Origin of the sequence: Burkholderia sp. Bp9140, from assembly GCF_003853425.1 — a bacterium.
In the GTDB taxonomy this organism is placed as follows: Bacteria; Pseudomonadota; Gammaproteobacteria; order Burkholderiales; family Burkholderiaceae; genus Burkholderia.
Map to the genome: position 1 here is coordinate 49,412 of NZ_QTPQ01000004.1, position 18,947 is coordinate 68,358.

General features: G+C 69.3%; 13 protein-coding genes. 3 read left to right on the top strand and 10 right to left on the bottom strand.

Annotated features, from left to right (window positions below; genetic code table 11):
• Nucleotides 1-639: 639 nt before the first annotated feature.
• On the top strand, nt 640-4,212 hold the full coding sequence (locus DIE21_RS04830; RefSeq protein ID WP_124496548.1) for an indolepyruvate ferredoxin oxidoreductase family protein: 3,573 nt from the start codon (nt 640-642) through the stop codon (nt 4,210-4,212).
• 74 nt (nt 4,213-4,286) lie between these two features.
• Here DIE21_RS04830 and DIE21_RS04835 read toward each other — a convergent pair whose 3' ends face one another.
• Nucleotides 4,287-5,954, bottom strand: coding sequence for a Na+/H+ antiporter (locus DIE21_RS04835; protein WP_124496550.1), 1,668 nt, complete (start codon nt 5,952-5,954; stop codon nt 4,287-4,289).
• A gap of 290 nt (nt 5,955-6,244) precedes the next feature.
• Here DIE21_RS04835 and DIE21_RS04840 point away from each other — a divergent pair, with 290 nt between their 5' ends.
• Together DIE21_RS04840 and DIE21_RS04845 are read left to right on the top strand one after the other, a co-directional pair.
• A complete protein-coding gene (locus DIE21_RS04840; protein WP_124496552.1) occupies nt 6,245-7,531 on the top strand; it encodes an EAL domain-containing protein in 1,287 nt (428 codons plus the stop codon).
• A 76-nt stretch (nt 7,532-7,607) separates the two neighbouring features.
• Complete coding sequence (locus tag DIE21_RS04845) at nt 7,608-8,333, top strand: copper homeostasis protein CutC (RefSeq protein ID WP_124496554.1); 726 nt, start codon at nt 7,608-7,610, stop codon at nt 8,331-8,333.
• A gap of 104 nt (nt 8,334-8,437) precedes the next feature.
• On the opposite strand, the gene bioB is transcribed toward DIE21_RS04845, so the two are convergent.
• The 9 genes from bioB to aceK all read right to left on the bottom strand — a co-directional run bounded on the left by bioB (nt 8,438) and on the right by aceK (nt 18,819).
• Nucleotides 8,438-9,457 carry a biotin synthase BioB gene (bioB, locus tag DIE21_RS04850; RefSeq protein ID WP_124496556.1) on the bottom strand — a complete coding sequence of 340 codons (1,020 nt, stop codon included), beginning with the start codon at nt 9,455-9,457 and terminating at the stop codon, nt 8,438-8,440.
• Between the two features lie 36 nt (nt 9,458-9,493).
• Nucleotides 9,494-10,213, bottom strand: coding sequence for a dethiobiotin synthase (bioD, locus tag DIE21_RS04855; RefSeq protein ID WP_124496558.1), 720 nt, complete (start codon nt 10,211-10,213; stop codon nt 9,494-9,496).
• A gap of 181 nt (nt 10,214-10,394) precedes the next feature.
• Nucleotides 10,395-11,606, bottom strand: a complete 1,212-nt coding sequence (gene bioF / locus DIE21_RS04860) for an 8-amino-7-oxononanoate synthase (RefSeq protein WP_124496560.1) — start codon at nt 11,604-11,606, stop codon at nt 10,395-10,397.
• Nucleotides 11,606-12,949 carry an adenosylmethionine--8-amino-7-oxononanoate transaminase gene (gene bioA, locus DIE21_RS04865; protein WP_124496562.1) on the bottom strand — a complete coding sequence of 448 codons (1,344 nt, stop codon included), beginning with the start codon at nt 12,947-12,949 and terminating at the stop codon, nt 11,606-11,608. The genes bioF and bioA overlap by 1 nt, the downstream gene beginning before the upstream one ends.
• 549 nt (nt 12,950-13,498) lie before the next feature.
• Nucleotides 13,499-14,758 carry a dienelactone hydrolase family protein gene (locus DIE21_RS04870; protein WP_124496564.1) on the bottom strand — a complete coding sequence of 420 codons (1,260 nt, stop codon included), beginning with the start codon at nt 14,756-14,758 and terminating at the stop codon, nt 13,499-13,501.
• A 107-nt stretch (nt 14,759-14,865) separates the two neighbouring features.
• On the bottom strand, nt 14,866-15,303 hold the full coding sequence (locus DIE21_RS04875; RefSeq protein ID WP_124496566.1) for a YchJ family protein: 438 nt from the start codon (nt 15,301-15,303) through the stop codon (nt 14,866-14,868).
• A gap of 39 nt (nt 15,304-15,342) precedes the next feature.
• Entirely contained in the window at nt 15,343-16,020 is a 678-nt protein-coding gene (locus DIE21_RS04880) for an SDR family oxidoreductase (protein ID WP_124496568.1), read from the bottom strand.
• 143 nt (nt 16,021-16,163) lie between these two features.
• Complete coding sequence (gene can / locus DIE21_RS04885) at nt 16,164-16,931, bottom strand: carbonate dehydratase (RefSeq protein WP_124496570.1); 768 nt, start codon at nt 16,929-16,931, stop codon at nt 16,164-16,166.
• 67 nt (nt 16,932-16,998) lie between these two features.
• Nucleotides 16,999-18,819, bottom strand: coding sequence for a bifunctional isocitrate dehydrogenase kinase/phosphatase (aceK, locus tag DIE21_RS04890; protein WP_124496572.1), 1,821 nt, complete (start codon nt 18,817-18,819; stop codon nt 16,999-17,001).
• Between the last annotated feature and the right edge of the window lie 128 nt (nt 18,820-18,947).

Genomic DNA, 18,947 nt, shown 5'->3' on the forward strand with positions numbered 1-18,947 from the left:
TGCCGGATCGACTCACAATCCTGTGCATCCGCAAGGTGAGTGCGAACGTCGCATCGGTGAGGCAGCGATCCGGCGGTGTGGATATCTCCCGCCGACATTGACTCTTCGCGCTGTGGATTTCAACGGTGAGTGCCGGAATCCGCTAAAACGGCGGACCGGTTGCGGTGTGGACATCCCGCGTCCGATGCCACTCGAAACCCTGTGCAATCGAACGGTGAGTGCGTCGGCCCGCCCGGCCGGCAGCCCCCGGCATTGTGGACATCCCCCGCCCGCAACCAATCCGAACGCTGTGTATTCCATGGGTGAGCACGCGCCGTTTCCCCGCCCAAACCCTTGTCGCACGGGCCGCGAGCGCCTGCCGCCGCGCCCGCGGTTCGCCTTCCGCTCATCCCCGCCTGTTCGACGCGGCGCGCCCGCCCATCCCGACACGCGCCGACAGCTGCCCACCACCCCGCGCGAAAACTCTCTCAATTCCCGGCCAAAACCTGCGCAGTTTTGCTCACTCCGGTGCGGTCTCAGCAAGATGAGAAAAAACTTTCTCGTCTCCCCGCGAAAAAATAGAGCCATCCAGCCGCCCCGGCCGGCGTCGCCCGACGCCCCGGTGTGCGGCCCAGAACAGCACAATCAGGAGACATCCCCATGACTGCCCGCCTGCCCGTCGACGGCACGCCCGCTCTATCCGACTACCGCCTGACCGACAACCTGACCGCCACGCGCGGCCGGATCTTTCTGACCGGCACGCAGGCGCTGGTCCGCCTGCTGCTGATGCAACGCGCGTCCGATACCGCGCAGGGCCTGAACACGGCCGGCTTCGTCAGCGGCTACCGCGGCTCGCCGCTCGGGATGGTCGACCAGCAGCTGTGGAAGGCGAAGAAACTGCTCGACGGCAGCGGCGTGCGCTTCCTGCCCGCGATCAACGAGGAACTCGGCGGCACCGCGGTGCTCGGCACGCAGCGCGTCGAGGCCGACCCGGAGCGCACCGTCGATGGCGTGTACGCGATGTGGTACGGCAAGGGGCCCGGCGTCGACCGCGCCGGCGACGCGCTGAAGCACGGCAACGCGTACGGTTCGTCGCCGCACGGCGGCGTGCTGGTGGTGGCGGGCGACGACCATGGCTGCGTGTCGTCGTCGATGCCGCACCAGAGCGACTTCGCGATGATCGCGTGGCACATGCCGGTCGTGAACCCGTCGAACATCGCCGACATGCTCGAGTTCGGGCTGTACGGCTGGGCGCTGTCGCGCTTCTCGGGCGCCTGGGTCGGCTTCAAGGCGATCTCGGAGACCGTCGAGTCGGGCTCGACCGTCGATCTCGACGCGCTGCAGACGCAATGGCCGGCGCCGGCGGGCTTCACGCCGCCGGCGGGCGGCCTGCACAACCGCTGGCCCGACCTGCCGAGCCTCACGATCGAGGCGCGCCTCGCCGCGAAGCTGGACGCGGTGCGCCATTTCGCGCGCACCAACAGCATCGACAAGTGGATCGCGCCGAGCGCGCAGGCGAACGTCGGCATCGTCACCTGCGGCAAGGCGCACCTCGACCTGATGGAGGCGCTGCGCCGCCTCGACCTGACGGTCGCCGATCTCGACGCGGCCGGCGTGCGGATCTACAAGGTCGGCCTGTCGTATCCGCTCGAGATGACGCGCATCGAGACCTTCGTCGACGGGCTCGCCGAAGTGCTCGTGATCGAGGAGAAGGGCCCCGTCATCGAGCAGCAGATCAAGGACTACCTGTACAACCGCGCGGACGGCGCGCGCCCGCGCGTGTTCGGCAAGCACGACGGCGCCGGCGCCTGCCTGCTGTCCGAACTCGGCGAATTGCGGCCGTCGCGGATCCTGCCGGTGTTCGCCGAATGGCTCGCGCGGCACAAGCCGGCGCTCGATCGCCGCGAACGCGTCGTCGATCTCGTCGCGCCGCGGATCCTGTCGAACGAGGCGGACGCGGTGAAGCGCACGCCTTACTTCTGCTCGGGCTGCCCGCACAACACGTCGACCAAGGTGCCGGAAGGCTCGATCGCGCAGGCCGGCATCGGCTGCCACTTCATGGCGTCGTGGATGGAGCGCGACACGACGGGCCTGATCCAGATGGGCGGCGAGGGCGTCGACTGGGCCGCGCACGCGATGTTCACCAACACGAAGCACGTGTTCCAGAACCTCGGCGACGGCACCTACTTCCACTCGGGCATCCTCGCGATCCGCCAGGCGGTCGCCGCGAACACAAACATCACGTACAAGATCCTCTACAACGACGCGGTCGCGATGACGGGCGGCCAGCCGGTCGACGGCAGCATCTCGGTGCCGCAGATCGCGCGGCAGGTCGAGGCGGAAGGCGTGTCGCGCTTCGTCGTGGTGTCCGACGAACCGGAGAAGTACGACGGCCATCACGGGCAGTTCCCGCCGGGCACGACGTTCCATCACCGCAGCGAACTCGACACGGTGCAGCGCGAGCTGCGCGAGATACCGGGCGTCACCGTGCTGATCTACGACCAGACCTGCGCGGCCGAGAAGCGCCGCCGCCGCAAGAAAGGCGAATTCCCCGACCCGGACAAGCGCCTGTTCATCAACGACGCGGTGTGCGAAGGCTGCGGCGATTGCGGCGTGCAGTCGAACTGCCTGTCGGTCGAGCCGCTCGAGACGCCGCTCGGCCGCAAGCGCCGCATCGATCAGTCGTCGTGCAACAAGGACTACTCGTGCGTGAACGGCTTCTGCCCGAGCTTCGTGACGGTCGAAGGCGCGGCGCTGAAGAAGGCCGCGGGCGCGGCATTCGACGAAGCGGCGCTTGCCGTGCGCGTCGACGCGCTGCCGGTGCCCGCGACGCATCTCGATGCGGCGCCGTACGACATGCTCGTGACGGGTGTCGGCGGCACGGGCGTCGTGACGGTCGGCGCGCTGATCAGCATGGCCGCGCACCTCGAAGGCAAGAGCGCGTCGGTGCTCGACTTCATGGGCTTCGCGCAGAAGGGCGGCTCGGTGCTGTCGTTCGTGCGGATCGCGTCGAGCGACCGGTGGCTGAACCAGGTGCGCATCGACACGCAGCAGGCCGACGTGCTGCTCGCGTGCGACATGGTCGTCGGCGCGAGTGCCGAGGCGCTGCAGACGGTGCGTCACGAGCGTTCGCGGATCGTCGTCAACACGCACCGGATTCCGAACGCATCGTTCGTGCAGAACCCCGACGCGAACCTGCATGCGGATGCGCTGCTGGAGAAGATGCATCACGCGGCCGGCGACGGCTACCTGTCGAGCTGCGACGCGCAGGCGCTCGCCGCGAAGTTCCTCGGTGACCCGATCGGCGCGAACATCCTGATGCTCGGCTACGCGTGGCAGCTCGGTCTCGTGCCGGTATCGCTCGCCGCGATGATGCGCGCGATCGAGCTGAACAACGTCGCGGTGCCGATGAACAAGCTCGCGTTCTCGATCGGCCGGATGGCGGCCGGCGACGCCGCAGGCCTCGACGCATTGTGGAACGCGCGTCACGCGGTGGCCGCGCAGGTCGTGCCGGAGACGCTCGACGAGCTGATCGCCGATCGCGAGGCGCGCCTCGACGCATACGGCGGCACGCGTTACGTCGAGCGCTACCGTGCGCTGGTGAGCGCGGCGCGCGCGAAGGGCGACGATGCGTTGACGCGCGCGGTCGCGACGACGTTCTACCGGCTGCTCGCGGTGAAGGACGAATACGAGGTCGCGCGGCTGTATGCGGACGGCGCGTTCCGCACGGCGCTCGAAGCGCAGTTCGAAGGCGTGCCGGGGCAGGACTATCGCGTGAAGTTCAACCTTGCACCGCCGACGGTCGCGAAGGCGGGCCGCGACGGCAGCGTGCCGAAGAAGCGCGTGTTCGGCCAGTGGATGTGGCCGGTGCTCGGCGCGCTCGCGCGCGTGCGCGGCCTGCGCGGCACGTGGCTCGATCCGTTTGGCCGCACGGCCGAGCGCGGGATGGAGCGCGCGCTCGCGGACGACTACGAGACGACGCTCACGCGCGCGCTCGCCGCGACGACCGCCGGCAATGCGGCGCAGGTCGCGCAGCTGGCCGACCTGCACACCCGCGTGCGCGGCTTCGGTCACGTGAAGGTGCGCAACCTCGCGGGCGTGAAGCGTGCTGAGCGCGAGCTCGCGCTGCAACTCGGCATCGATGCGGCGACGAGCGCGGCCGTGCAGCACGCGCTCGACGAGATGAAGGGCGCGGGGATGCTGAAGGGGATTCCGGTCGTCGTCGCGAAGTAACGCGAACCCGCGCGGATGTGACAACGGCGACGCTCGCGCGTCGCCGTTTTTTTGCGGGAAGCCGTGCCGCCGCGTCAGATGATCCCTTTCTTGCGCGTCGACAGCGCCGTTTCCGACAGGTCGATCTCGCGGATCAGCTTCGTCAGCGTCTCGTCGGAAATCTTGCTCTCGCCGCGCAGCCGGTACAGCACCGAACGCTCCGCGCGCACGGCCGCGATCCGCATCTGCAGTTCCATCGTCTCGGTCTGCTGCGCTTGCGCACGCGGTGTCGGGCCGTCCTCCGCGAGCGCGGCGAGGCGGCGGCGGTACTGGTCCATCACGCGTGCCGAGATGTCCGCGCAGCGCGCGGCGGCCGATTCGTCGAGATCGGCCGAGATCGCGTCGTGCGACGAGTCGATCGCGCGGATCGCGGCCTGCGCGGCGGCCGCGCGCGCGGTGCGCTCCTCGTCGGCGAGCGGGTTGCGTGTCGAGCGCACGCCGCGCAGCAGCAGCGGCAGGCCGATCACCGCGACGATCAGCGAACCGAGAATCACCGCCGACGCGACGAAGATCGCGGTGTCGCGCCCGGGCAGCGGCGCGCCGTCGGACAGCGCGACGGGGATCGACAGCACGCCCGCGAGCGTGACCGCGCCGCGCACGCCGCCCACCGTCATCACCGCGATCGTGCGCACGCCGGCCATCGTGCCCGCGAGGCCGTGGCGCGCGGCGCGGCGGCTCGCGATCCAGCGCAGCAGCCAGACCCACAGGAAGCGGATCGCATACAGCGCGAGCATCATCGCGCACACGTTGAAGATCATCCGGCCGACGAGCGCGTCGCTCGTGTGGTGCGCGTCGACGAGCGCGCGGCCGATGATGTGCGGCAGCTGCAGCCCGAGCATGATGAACACCATGCCGTTGAACACGAACTCGATCATCGCCCACGTGCTTTCGGCGCGCACGCGCGACGCGACGGTGCTTTTGCGGGAGAAGCTCGTGTAATTCATCATCATCCCGGCCGACACGGCCGCGAGCACGCCCGACAGTTCGAGGTGCTCGGCGAACAGATAGGCGGCGAACGGCACGAGCAGCGTCATCACGATGCCGGGGGCCGGGTCGCCTTCCTGCTCGGCGTTCAGGAAGCGCGTCGACAGCGCGCTGAACAGCCAGGCCACGATCGCGCCCGTGGCGAGCCCGCCGGCGGCGACGATCACGAACGTGATCGACGCGTCGCGCAGCGAGAACATGCCCGTGAGCGCGGCCGCGACCGCGAACTTCAGCGCGACGAGGCCCGACGCGTCGTTCATCAGCGCCTCGCCTTCGAGGATGTGCATCAGCTGCGGCGGAATCCTTCCCTTGCCGGCGATGCCCGACAGCGCGACCGCGTCGGTGGGCGACAGCACGGCCGCGAGCGCGAACGCGATCGGCAGCGGCAACTCGGGTATCAGCCAGTGCGCGAAGTAACCGACTGCGAGCACCGTCATGAACACGAGCCCGAACGCGAGCATCAGGATCGCGCGGCGCTGCAGGTACAGCTCGCGTTTCGGAATCCGCCAGCCGTCCGCGAACAGCAGCGGCGGAATGAACAGCAGCATGAAGATCTCGGGATCGAACGTGACGTGCAGGTTCAGCTTCGGCCACGCGAGCATCGCGCCGAACGCGATCTGCATCAGCGGCAGCGGAAGCCGCAACGGCAGCAGGCGCGTGACCGCGCCGGACAGCGCGACGGTGAGCAGCAGGATCAGGACGGTGAAGACGATTTCCATCGATACGGCAATTGTGGAGAATGAAACGAGCGTACGGAGTGTAGCGTGACGGCGTGACGGGTGCGTTCGAGTGCGCCGGTGCGCGTGCACGAAAACGGTGCATTCGCCTGCGCCACGCTGGTGCGGCGGCGCCGCACGTCTGCGTGGCGCACGTGTTCAGCGCTTGCACGGAGCTTGCTTGATGCTTGCGTATCGTCCGGCACCGGCCGGGCAACCGAGGATTCGACCATGACATTGCACGCGCCATCCCGAACACCCGCCGCGTTCGGCCGCATCACCAGGAGGGAGCCATGACGATCGTGCAACAGGAGCGTCCGGCTTCCGCGTCGCCGTATCGTTTCGAGCGGGAGATGAGCTCCGGCCTCGAACGCCTGGCGACGCAGCATCGCGACCTGACGCTCACGACCGTGTTCCAGCCGATCTTCAGCCTGTCGCACCAGCGTGCGGTGGGCTACGAGGCGCTGTTGCGCGCGCATGACGCGCTCGACCGCGCGGTGTCGCCGCTCGACGTATTCGGCGAGGCCGCGCGCCAGGGCGAGCTGCTGCAGCTCGACCGGCTCGCGCAGGCGCTGCATCTCGAGAATTTCGCGCTGCTCGGCGCCGAGCGCGAGTGGCTGTTCCTCAACGTGCATCCGGGCGTGCTCACCGATCCGTTCCAGGCCGCCGCGCTGCTCGCGAACCTGAAGCGGATCGGCATGCCGCCGCGTCGCGTCGTGCTCGAAGTGCTCGAACAGCGCGCCGAGGACGTCGAGCGGCTCGCCGACGCCGTGCGCGAGTTCCGCGCGCAGGGTTTCCTGATCGCGCTCGACGATTTCGGCGCCGGTCACTCGAACCTCGAGCGGATCTGGCAGCTGAATCCGGACATCGTGAAGCTCGATCGGATCATGCTGTCCCACGCGGCGCACCGCACGGGGCTCACCGCGATCCTGCACGGGCTCGTCACGCTGCTGCACGAGGCCGGCAAGCTCGTGCTCGTCGAAGGGATCGAGACCGAGCACGACGCGCAGATCGCACTGTCGTGCGAGGCCGATTTCGTGCAGGGCTATTACTTCGGCCGCCCGGCGCCCGGGCTGCCCGACAGCGCGACGGCGACCGGCTGCATCGGCGAGCTGACCGAGCGCTTTCGTCAGCAAACCGAAGCGCGCGAGCGGCGCGACGCGCAGCGGCTCGCGCCGTACCTGCGCGCGTTCGAGCGCGCGGCCGAGCGGGTGGCGGCCGGCGAGCCGCTCGACGAGGTGTGCTGGAACTTCCTCGCGCTCGACGCTGCCGCGCGCTGCTTCCTGCTCGACGCGCGGGGCCGCCAGGCGGGCCGCAACGTCGTGCTGCGCGCGGACCGCGCGCTCGCCGAGGCGCGCTTCTCGCCGCTCGCGGATGCGCAGGGCGCGAACTGGCTGCGCCGGCCGTATTTCCGCACGGCGATCGCCGAGCCGGGACGCGTGCAGGTGACGCGCCCGTACCTGTCGATCAACGAGGCGCAGCCGTGCGTGACGCTGTCGGTGGCCGTGCGCATCGGCGATGCGCAGCACGTGCTGTGCGGCGATATCGACTGGATCGACGAGGAGGCCGACAGCGCATAGCGCGGGCGTCGTGCTGGCGCCCTTCACGCCGCTCGGCTAGGATGCGCGAATTGTCCTGACGATTCGCGAGCCGCCGATGAACCGAACCGCCGCCTCCTCCGTCCTCCTCGAAGTGATCGCCACGACCGTCGGCGACGCGAAGGCCGCCGCCCGCGCGGGCGCCGACCGCCTCGAGCTCGTGACCGCGATCACCGAAGGCGGGCTCACGCCGAGCGTCGGCCTGATCGAGGCCGTCGTGGCCGCCGTGCCGATTCCGGTCAACGTGATCGTGCGGCCGCACAGCCGGTCGTTCGTCTATGACGCCGATGACCTGCGCGTGATCGAACGCGACGTGCGCGCGGCCGTCGCGGCCGGTGCGAACGGCGTCGTGTTCGGTGCGCTCGACGCGCGCGGCGACGTCGATCTCGGCGCGCTGGCCCGCATCGCGTCCGCCGCGGACGGGCGCGCGCTCACGTTCCACCGCGCGTTCGACGTCGCGCGCGATCTGAACGCCGCATTCGACGCGCTGCTGCGCGTGCCGGCCGTCACGTCGGTGCTGACGTCGGGCGGCCATCCGTCGGTGCTCGACGCCGCCGCGACGATCACGCGGCTGGTGCGGCAGGCGGCGGGCTCGACCTGCACGGTGCTGGCCGGCTCGGGGCTCACGATCGACGCGGTCGGCGATTTCGTCCGCGCCACCGGCGTGCGCGCGGTGCATTTCGGCTCGGGCGTGCGGCCGCGCGGCGAGGTGCTGGCGCCGGTCGACGAACAGCGCGTCGAGCGCGTGCGCGCGGCGCTCGACGGTGCCGCGGCGCACGTGTGACGCGCACGCTGCAGCCGCGCGCCGGCGATCGGGTGAAAAAAAGCCGGGGCATGCCCCGGCTCCGGCTGTTTCGTTGGCGGGCGCGGCCCGCCGGTTGATCCCGCTTACGCGTTCTCCGCCAGCGCGTCAGCCTGGCTCGCGCGGATGCCGAGGCGCTCGAACAGCGCGCGGTCGCGCTGCGTCTGCGGGTTGCTCGTCGTCAGCAGCTGGTCGCCGTAGAACATCGAGTTCGCGCCTGCGAGGAAGCACATCGCCTGCATCGCGTCGTCGAGCTGCTCGCGGCCGGCCGACAGGCGCACGACCGCCTTCGGCATCGTGATGCGCGCGACCGCGATCGTGCGCACGAACTCGAACGGGTCGAGCGGCGCGGTGCCTTCGAGCGGCGTGCCTTCGATCGCGACGAGGTTGTTGATCGGCACCGATTCCGGGTACGGGTTCAGGTTCGCGAGCTGCGAGATCAGGCCCGCGCGTTCGCGGCGCGATTCGCCCATCCCGATGATGCCGCCGCAGCACACGTTGATGCCCGCATCGCGCACGCGGTCGAGCGTGTCGAGACGATCCTGGTACGTGCGCGTCGAGATCACCTGGCCGTAGAACTCCGGCGACGTGTCGAGGTTGTGGTTGTAGTAGTCGAGGCCCGCGTCGGCGAGCTGCTGCGCCTGCTCGTCCTCGAGCATGCCGAGCGTCATGCAGGTCTCGAGGCCCAGTTCCTTCACGCCGCGCACCATCTCGGTCAGCGCCGGCATGTGGCGCTCCTTCGGGTTGCGCCATGCGGCGCCCATGCAGAAGCGGCTCGCGCCGTTCGCCTTCGCCGCGCGCGCGGCGTCGAGCACCGTGTCGACGTCCATCAGCTTCTCGGCCTTCAGTCCCGTTTCATGGTGCGACGACTGCGAGCAGTAGCCGCAATCTTCCTCGCAGCCGCCCGTCTTGATCGACAGCAGCGTCGACAACTGCACCGCGTTCGCGTCGAAGTGCTCGCGATGCACCTGCTGTGCGCGGAACATCAGGTCGTTGAACGGCAGCTCGAACAGCGCGACGACGTCGGCGACGCGCCAGCGCTGCGGCGCCGGGGCGGCCACGGGGATCGCGTCGGGTTGCACGGCGGCGGTCTGGGCTTGGGTCATGGTGGTTTTCCTGTCGTGAATGCGGGGATCGGGGCGTCAATGCCGCGCGTGGCGCAGCGTGTCGACGAGCGCGGCGATGTCGAGCATCGCCGCGGCGGATTCGGGGGCGGCCGGGCGCAGGTGCGCGATGCGGCCGAGGAGCGGTGCGCGATGCTCGCGCGCGAGCCAGTCGCGGATCGTCGCGACGTTCTCGTCGGCGTACGACATGGCCGGGTCGACGTGGTTCGCGACCCAGCCGGCGAGCGTGAGGCCGCGCTGGCGAATCGCATCGGCCGTCAGCAGCGCGTGGCTGATGCAGCCGAGCCGCACGCCGACGACGAGCACGACGGGCAGGCCGAGCGCGACCGCAAGGTCGGCCGTGTCCTGCGTGTCGGTGAGCGGCACGCGGAAGCCGCCGACGCCTTCGACGACGACGACGTCCGCGCGCGTCAGCGCTTCGCGGTGGCTCGCGACGATCGTGTCGAGGTCGAGCGTCACGCCTTCCCGCGCGGCGGCGATGTGCGGTGCGGCGGGTGCCTTCAGCAGGAACGGCGTGCGCAGCTCGGGCGGCAGCACGACATTCGCGGCCGCGTCGAGCTGGTCGGCGTCCTCGTTGCGCCAGACGCCGTCGCGTTCATACGCGCCGGCGGCGACGGGCTTCAGCGCGGCCGCGCGCAGGCCGTGCCGCGCGAAGCCGTGCAGCATCGCGGCCGACACGAAGGTCTTGCCGATCTCGGTGTCGGTGCCGGTGACGAAGAGGGACAGGGGCGCATTCATGCTGCCTCCCGCCGGGCCGCCCCAAGGGGCGTAGCGGGGAATTCGCGGAGCATCGCTCCGCGCCCGTGCAGCCGGCCGTGGACGGCCGCCGCCCCCTCGGGGGGCAGCGAACGTGTCGATCCGGAGTAGCGCTTTAGCGCGTACTCCGGTCCCATGCAAAGCAAGTGAGCGTGTGGGGCGTTCATCTCGCGGCCTCGCTGGCTTCGAGCAGGGCAGCTTCGAGTCGCGCGAGATCGTCGAACGAATGCGCGGCCGACAGCGAGATGCGCAGCCGCGACGTGCCGGCCGGCACCGTCGGCGGCCGGATCGCGGGCACCCACAGGCCGTGCGCGTCGAGCGAACGCATGGCGGCGAGCGTCGCGTCGTTGCCGCCGATCACGAGCGGCTGCACGGCCGTGTGCGAGTCGACCGGCTGCCAGCGCGTCAGGCGCAACAGCGCGCGCGTGCGCCCGATCAGCGCGGCGAGGTGCGCGCGCCGCACGTCGCCTTCGTCGCCGCCGATCACCTTCAGGCTTGCCGATACCGCATGCGCGACGGCCGGCGGCGCGGCCGTCGTGAAGATGTAGCTGCGCGCGCGCTGGATCATCCATTCGATCACGGTCTCGTGCGCGATGACGAATGCACCCGCGACGCCGGCAGCCTTGCCGAGCGTGCCGACGTACACGAGGTTCGGCGAGCGCAGCGCGGCGGCCGCGAGCGCGCCGCGGCCCTGCGGGCCGAGCACGCCGAAGCCGTGCGCGTCGTCGACCACGAGCCACGCGCCGTGGCGCTCGGCCAGCGCGACGAGTTCGGCGAGCGGCGCGATGTCGCCGTCCATGCTGAACACGGTATCGCTGACGATCAGTTTCGTGCCGGCGTCGGACGCATCGAGCAGCGCGGCGAGTGCGGCCATGTCCGCATGCGGGTAGACCTGCACGTTCGCGCGCGACAGCCGGATCCCGTCGATCAGCGACGCGTGGTTCAGCGCGTCGGAGAAGATCGTCGCGTGCTTGGCCGTCAGCGCCGTCATCGCGGCGAGGTTCGCCATGTAGCCGGTGCTGAAGTACAGCGCGCGCGGCGCGTCGGAGAAGCCGCCCGCGAAGCCGGCGAGTTCGTCCTCGAGCGTCGCGTGCGCACGCGAATGGCCGCCGAGCAGGTGCGAGCCGCCGCTGCCGGAGCCGTAGCGCCGCGCGCCTTCCGCGAACGCGGCGACGAGCGCAGGATGGGCGGCGAGGCCGAGGTAGTCGTTGCTCGCGAAGCCGACGATGTCGCGGCCGTCGACGCGCATGTGTGCATCGCACGCGGTGTCGGCGGTGCGGCGCACGCGGCGCAGGCCTTGCGCATCGAGCTCGGCGAGGCCGCGCTGCAGCGTGTCGAGCAGCGGCGTGGTGGTTTCCCGCGAAGGTTGCTTCATCACGCCGCCTCCGCAAGCGTCGCGTCGAGCGTGTCGCGCGTGCGTTGCGCGAGCCACGCGATGTCGTCGTCGCTCATCACGTATGGCGGCATCAGGTACACGGTCGTGCCGATCGGGCGCAGCAGCAGTTCGCGTTCGAGCGCGCGCTCGAAGAAGCGCCGCGAGAAGCCGCGCGCCGCGTCGCCGTCGAGCGCGACGTCGAATGCGAACAGCGTGCCGCGCTCGCGCAGGTGACGCACCTGCGGGTGCGCGTCGAGCGGTGCGAGCGCGGCGCGCATCGCGGCCGATTTGCGCGCGTTGCCGGCGAGCACGTCGTCGCGCGCGAACAGGTCGAGCGTCGCGACCGCCGCGCGGCATGCGAGCGGGTTGCCGGTGTACGAATGCGAATGCAGGAAGCCGCGCGTCGTGTCGTCGTCGTAGAACGCCGCGAATACGTCGTCGCGCGTGAGCACGAGCGACAGCGGCAGGTAGCCGCCGCTGATGCCCTTCGACAGGCACAGGAAATCGGGCCAGACGCCGGCCTGCTCGCATGCGAAGAAGGTGCCGGTGCGGCCGCAGCCGACCGCGATCTCGTCGGCGATCAGGTGCACGCCGAATTCGTCGCACAGCGCGCGCAGCCCGCGCACGTACGACGGATCGTGCATCGCCATGCCGGCCGCGCATTGCACGAGCGGCTCGACGATCAGCGCGGCGATCCGGTCCGCGCGTTCGGCGAACAGGCGCCGCACGCCGTCGAGCGCGCGGCCCGCGACGTCGGCGGCCGTCTCGCCCGGCAGCGCGCCGCGCGCATCGGGCGATGCGACCACGTGCGCGTTGCGGATCAGCGGGTCGTACGCGTCCTTGAACAGCGCGACGTCGGTCACGCCGAGCGCGCCGATGGTCTCGCCGTGATAGCTGTTCGCGACGCACACGAATTCGCGCTTGTCCGCGCGGCCGCGGTTGCGCCACGCGTGGAAGCTCATCTTCAGCGCGATCTCGACCGCCGACGCGCCATCCGACGCGAAGAACGCATGGCCGAGCGTGCGCGCGGTGAGCGCATGCAGCCGCTCGGCGAGCTCGATCGCCGGCGCGTGCGTGCAGCCGGCGAGCATCGCGTGCTCGAGCGTGTCGAGCTGGTCCTTCAGCGCCGCGTTGATGTCCGGGTTCGCATGGCCGAACAGGTTCACCCACCACGAGCTGATCGCGTCGAAGTAGCGGCGGCCGTCGCGGTCGTACAGCCACACGCCCGCGCCGCGCGCGACGGGAATGAGCGGCAGGCGCTCGTGGTGCTTCATCTGGGTGCAGGGATGCCAGACCGCGCGCAGGCTGCGCGCGACCCAGTCGTCGGTGGCTGGCGTACTCAAGGCGGCTCCGGGGGGTAAAACGGCGGCGGGCATCGAACGGGATGCCGCGCGGCGACAGACGTAAAACGCGCTGAGATTAGCGTGTTCCGCCGCCCGTTGCACTACCGGTTACAAACGCCGCAAAGCCTTGCCGGACGGGAGTTCGCCGCAGATCCGGGGGGCTCGGGACGGTACGCACCAGATGCCCCGAAATGACCGCAGATGACGACGTTCGAGTGACACCCCCCGACAGAAAAAAATCGTCAGGCGGGTGGGTGCGCGCGGGTCAAAAATCGGGGCGGGAAGGAAAAAGGGGCGCGAGACGCGACGCACTGCATGCGGCGGCCGGCGAATGGTGTGCGGAATCGGGGGTGGCCTGGAATCGGGAAAGGCGGGGAAAGGATGGGAAAGGGTCTCGGAGGCGCCGTGGGCGGGGCGCGCTTCGACAGCTCACATGACCCGGTGAACGGGCATGCGAACGCCGCTGCGGGCCGCGCCAGCATCTTGAAAGGGGAGGAGCGAAAGGGGCGCGGCGCGGGAAGCGCCCGCTCGGGCGTCGCGACTCGCGCGTCAGCGCGAAGCCAGCGCGCGTGTATCGGCGTCGCCGTTGTCGGCCGTCTGCGTCGCGTTCGCGTTCCACACGACGCGGTCGTTGACCGCATACAGCCGGCATGCGCCCGCACCCTGCTTCGAGCAGTTGTCGAGCGCGAGCGCCATTGGATCGTCGCCGCCTTCGGCCCACGACCACGCGCCGTCGGCGGACACCGCGAACGCACGGCTCGGATGCTGGCTCAGGAAGCGGCGATAGCCTTCGCGGCCGGCCTCGTCGAGGAACGGCACCGCATCGACCGCATCGATCGACGCGTAGCCGGTCGCATTCGGTTCGTGCGGGTTCGCGACCGCATAGCGCACCGAGGTCGGCAGGTTCAGTTCCGCGAGGAACGCATGCACGGCCGGCCACCACACGGGCACGCCGTCGCGGTCGACGATCAGCCGGTGCGCGTCGTCCTTGTAGCGGCCGAAATCGATGAATTGCGCCTGCGTGCCGTGCGACACGTACGCGTCATGCATCCGCGCGACGAGCGCGGGCGTCCACACCGAATCGTTGTCGCCGTACAGCCACAGCGAGCGCACGGCCGTATGCGCGCCGTACTGGTCGAACGCGTCGACGAGATTGCGCTGCCAGCCGTCGCAGAGGTCCTGGCGCAGCCCGCCGGAGAAGTTGAGGATGCCGCGCACGCCGGGCGTCGCTTCGGTGCCGTACGCGACCGACACGAGGCCGCCGTGCGACGTGCCGGCGACGACGATGCGCGACGCATCGATGTACGGCTGGCGCGACATGTAGCGGACCGTCGCGGCGACGTCGGCGGCCTGCGCGAGGCCGTTCTTGCCGACGTTGCAGCCTTCCTGCTGGTACGTGCCGCCCGACCCGGCGAAGCCCTGGCGGTTCGGCGCGATCACCGCATAGCCGCGGCGCACGAATTCGCGCGCGAACGCGAGCGGCCGGCTGCGCGGCTGCTGATGGAGATCGCCGGTGTTCTTGCCGTGGTTGAAGACGACGAGCGGGAACGGGCCGGGGCCGTTCGGCTTGAACAGCGTGGCCTCGAGCATCACGGCGCCCGACGCATCGGCCGGAATGCCGATGATTTGTTCGTTGAGGTTCGCGGCGACCTGCGGGAGGCGCGAATCGCCGTAATCGAAGCGCTCGGCATGGGCGAGCGAGCCGCTGGCCGCGGCTACGCCGGTATTTGCGCCCGGCAGCGTACCGGCCTGAGCGGCCGACAGCGCACAGGCCGCCATCCATCCCACCAATACCTTGCTGAACGCCATTCGTAAGCCCTGCCATGCATCATGACCAATCTGACGGCCATCGTAGCCCGACAAATTCGGGTTGTGCAATGCGGGAATTACCCGGCGTCTGACACAGCAACTATTTGTCAGTGCTCACTTACATCGCCGTCGACATAGCGCCAGAATCCGTGCTCGTCGCGGGCGAAGCGACTCGTCTCGTGAAGGCGGTATGCGCGCCCGCCGACCTTGTAGCGGGCCACGAATTCGACCTCCGCGCGCCGTTCGTCGAGCGGCGCATGGCGTTTGATGACGAGGCCGAGCCAGCGCGGCGCGTCGGGCGCATTCGGGTCGGCATCGAGATCGGCCGGGCAGGTGCGGGCGTCCCAGGTCGCGCGCAGGTAGTCGGTCGCCCCGAGCACGTACGCGCTGTACCGCGAGCGCATCAAGTCGAGCGCGGTCGGCGCGGCTTCGCCGCCGTCGATGAAGCGGCCGCAGCAGGCCGCATAGCGCGGGGCCGGGGCTTTGCCGGCAGGCGCGGGGGACGCGCCGCCGCACGGGCACGCGTCAGGTCGGGTCAAAATCATGCGAATCGTGAATTAACGACGTCCGGTTGTGATGTCGGCTTACCAGCTCAGCTCGACGCCGTCGTACTGGAAGAAACGGCCGTTGGCCTGCGTCATGTCCGCGCCGGCTTCGGCGATCACGCGGCGCATCCCGGTCACGCTGGTTTCCGGATCGATCGCGGCCTGCGCGCCGCCCATGTCGGTGCGCACCCAGCCGGGATGCAGCGAGATGCACGCGGCGTGGCGCGTCTGCAGCGACGCGATGCGCAGCACGTCGTTCAGCGCCGCCTTGCTCGCGCGGTACAGCCAGCCGGTCGTGCCGGTCGCTTCCGCGATGCTGCCCATGCGGCTCGAGACGACCGCCAGCACGCCGCGTGCGTCCTCGACGAGCGGCAGCAGGATCGGCAGCAGCTGCATCGGCCCGCGCACGTTCGTATGCATCACCGCGTCGAAATCCTCGGCGCCGATCGTTTCGACCCCTTCGGTGCGCGGCCCGTACACGCCCGACACGAGCACGGCCGCGTCGAGCCGTTCGCCATCGAGCTTCCAGCCGAGCGCCGCGATCTGCTCGGGCCGCGCGATGTCGAGGGCGTGCGCGTGCGCGCCGAGTTCGCGCAGCGCGGCAAGCGATGCGTCGTCGCGCGCGGTCGCGATCACATTCCAGCCGTCGCGCCGGTATTGGCGGACGAATTCGCGTCCGAGGCCGCGCGATGCGCCGACGATCAGTACGGTTTTCATGTTCGCCGCTCCTTTGCGTTGCACCGCCGTCACGGCAGTGTCGGTGTCAGATCAGTTCGATGCCCGTCGCGGCAAGGTCCATGATGCGTCGTCAGCCGGATGACGCGCGGCGCGCGTGCGCGCCGCGCCGGCGTGGCTGCCGGTTACTTCGCGTCGCCGCACGGCTTCAGCGTGTCGGCGACTGCCTGCGCGACGCCGTCGAGCTGCGCGGCATCCGCCGCGACCATGTCGTTGTCGGGCGCATGCTGGCCGCGCGCGGTGAGTGCCGCGACGCAGCGCTTGTGGGTTTCGTCGAGCGCGTCGAAGCGCGACACGGCCATCCCGAGGTTGCGCATCCGCCCGTCGTGCACACCGTACACGAGCCCGTGCACGGTGAGCGGCTGGCCGCGCGCCCACGCGTCGTTGACGATCGTCGTGCGGCACACGTTGACGACCTGCTCGATCGCGTTCAGCTCGATCAGGCGGCGATAGCGCGCTTCGCCGACCGGCCATTCGTCGAGCAGCGCCGCGTGGCGTTCGCGCACGTCCTGCACGTGATGCAGCCAGTTGTCCGCGAGGCCGACGCGGCGGTTGTGCAGCGCCGCGTTCACGCCCGAGCAGCCGTAATGGCCGACGACCATGATGTGCTTGACGCGCAGGATGTCGACCGCGAACTGGATCACCGACAGGCAGTTGAGGTCGCTGTGCACGACGACGTTCGCGATGTTACGGTGCACGAACACTTCGCCCGGCGGCAGGCCGATGATCTGGTTCGCGGGCACGCGCGAATCCGAGCAGCCGATCCACAGATATTCCGGCGCCTGCTGGTCGGCGAGACGCGCGAAGAAATCGGGATCGTCGGCGAGCTGGCGCTTGACCCAGGCGTCGTTGTTGTCGAACAGGTGTGAAAGCGGATTGTCTGGGGTATTCATCGGTGTGGATTCCGTTGGCGGAAAGCGGGTCGATAACGGGTTCGAGTCGATTGGATCCGGTCGTGCGTCAGGCGGCGCGCTGCGCGTCGCCCGCGCCGTCGCCGGCGTCCGGCGTCGCGTCGAAGCGCGCGGGGTAGCGCACGCTGAAACGCAGCGACACGTCGTACGGGAAAAAATCGGGCAACTCGCCCTGCAGCAGCTTGTCCTTGCTGGCCTGCCACAGCGCGGGTTCGAAAAAGTCCGCGTGATGCTTCATGAAGACCGTCCGCACGCGCGGATCGCCGAGCAGGAACGGTCCGTAGGTTTCCGGAAAGATGTCGTGCGGGCCGACGGTATACCACGGTTCGCCCGACAGCTCGTCTTCCTCGTTGCGCGGCGGCGGCACGCGCCGCACGTTGCAGTCGGTCAGGTACTCGATCTCGTCGTAGTCGTAGAACACGACGCGGCCGTGGCGCGTGACGCCGAAGTTCTTGTACAGCATGTCGCCCGGGAAGATGTTGGCCTTCATCAGCTCCTTCACCGCGTTGCCGTACTCCTTCACGCCGTGCTCGACGTCCGCGTCGGTGCCGTTCTGCAGGTACAGGTTGAGCGGCGTCATCCGGCGCTCGATGTACAGGTGCTTGATCACGAGGTTGCCGTCCTCGTATTCGAGCAGCGACGGCACTTCCTTCTCCAGCTCGCGCACGAGCGCATGGTCGAGCCGCGACAGCGGCAGCGCGACGCTCGAATACTCGAGCGTGTCGGCCATCCGCCCGAGACGGTCGTGGCGCTTCACGAGCTGGTACTTCTCCATGATCTGCGCGCGCGTCGTTTCCTTCGGCGGCGGGAACTGATCCTTGATGATCTTGAACACGTACGGGAACGACGGCAGCGTGAACACGAGCATCACGAGGCCCTTGATCCCGGGCGCGATGATGAAGCGGTCGCTCGAATGCGACAGATGATGCAGCAGGTCGCGGTAGAACAGGTTCTTGCCCTGCTTCTGCAGGCCGACCGACGTGTAGATCTCGGCCTTCGGCTTGCCCGGCATGATCGTGCAGAGGAAATCCACGTATGCGGACGGCACGCCCATGTCGACGAGGAAGTACGAGTGCGAGAAGCTGAAGATGATCTGCAGCAGGTCGCGGCGCAGCAGCACGGTGTCGAGCGCGAGCAGGCCCGGGCGCACGTGGCGGATCGGCACCGCGAACGGCAGCAGGCGATCGGCGTTGATGATGCGGCCGACGATGTACGCGCTCTTGTTGCGGAAGAACAGCGAGGACAGCACGTGGATCTGGAAATTCGGCGCCGCGTCGAACTGGCCGAATTCGTCGGTGATCGCCTGCATCACGCAGCCGATGTCGCGCGTGAGGTCCTCGAACGGCGGCTCGAGCTGGAAGTTCGTGACGATGCGCTCGAGCGTGGCCGCGAGCCCGTCGGTGCCCGGGTAGTACGCGCGATAGGTCGGCTTCGCGGCCGGCTCGTCGTTCTCGAGGTATTCGGTCGAGATCGCGGGCCGCACGAAGATGAAATCGTTGCTGAAGTACGAGCGGTGCAGGATCTTGCAGCACACCGAATTGAAGAACGTTTCCGCGCACTCGGGCTGGCGGTGCGACGTGAGCAGGCCGATGTAGTGCAGCTTGATCTGCTGCCACACCTCGTCGTCGATGTTCTCCGCGTCGTATTCGTCTTCCAGCACCTCGACGCATTCCTGTACACGATCGTCGTACGACGTGATCCGCTCGCGCGCCAGCCGCTGCAGGCCGTGCCAGTCGGTGCGCTCGTATAGCGTCTTCGCGTCGACGGCGGCTTCCCGGAAGATCCGGTAGTGGCGGTCGAAGTATTCGAGCATCGTCTGCGCGACGTCGAAACCGATCTGCGACGACAGCAGTTTGGGGAAGTGATTCATCGCGTGCAGGCTCGTTCGAGAGGGACGGTAAGCACTCGCCATTTTAGCGCCCAAGTCGGCATTTCAATGACTTTCGGGGGCCGGCGCCGGGCGCGGTCAATGCGCGGGTTGTTCGCCGTTGCATGCCG

Excerpts from the sequence above, each read along its gene's own strand:
- DIE21_RS04880 (WP_124496568.1), bottom strand. The coding sequence starts at position 16,020 with ATGAAAACCGTACTGATCGTCGGCGCATCGCGCGGCCTCGGACGCGAA.
- DIE21_RS04840 (WP_124496552.1), top strand. The coding sequence starts at position 6,245 with ATGACGATCGTGCAACAGGAGCGTCCGGCTTCCGCGTCGCCGTATCGT.
- can (WP_124496570.1), bottom strand. The coding sequence starts at position 16,931 with ATGAATACCCCAGACAATCCGCTTTCACACCTGTTCGACAACAACGAC.
- bioD (WP_124496558.1), bottom strand. The coding sequence starts at position 10,213 with ATGAATGCGCCCCTGTCCCTCTTCGTCACCGGCACCGACACCGAGATC.
- bioF (WP_124496560.1), bottom strand. The coding sequence starts at position 11,606 with ATGAAGCAACCTTCGCGGGAAACCACCACGCCGCTGCTCGACACGCTG.
- bioB (WP_124496556.1), bottom strand. The coding sequence starts at position 9,457 with ATGACCCAAGCCCAGACCGCCGCCGTGCAACCCGACGCGATCCCCGTG.
- DIE21_RS04875 (WP_124496566.1), bottom strand. The coding sequence starts at position 15,303 with ATGATTTTGACCCGACCTGACGCGTGCCCGTGCGGCGGCGCGTCCCCC.
- DIE21_RS04835 (WP_124496550.1), bottom strand. The coding sequence starts at position 5,954 with ATGGAAATCGTCTTCACCGTCCTGATCCTGCTGCTCACCGTCGCGCTG.
- DIE21_RS04870 (WP_124496564.1), bottom strand. The coding sequence starts at position 14,758 with ATGGCGTTCAGCAAGGTATTGGTGGGATGGATGGCGGCCTGTGCGCTG.
- DIE21_RS04845 (WP_124496554.1), top strand. The coding sequence starts at position 7,608 with ATGAACCGAACCGCCGCCTCCTCCGTCCTCCTCGAAGTGATCGCCACG.
- aceK (WP_124496572.1), bottom strand. The coding sequence starts at position 18,819 with ATGAATCACTTCCCCAAACTGCTGTCGTCGCAGATCGGTTTCGACGTC.
- DIE21_RS04830 (WP_124496548.1), top strand. The coding sequence starts at position 640 with ATGACTGCCCGCCTGCCCGTCGACGGCACGCCCGCTCTATCCGACTAC.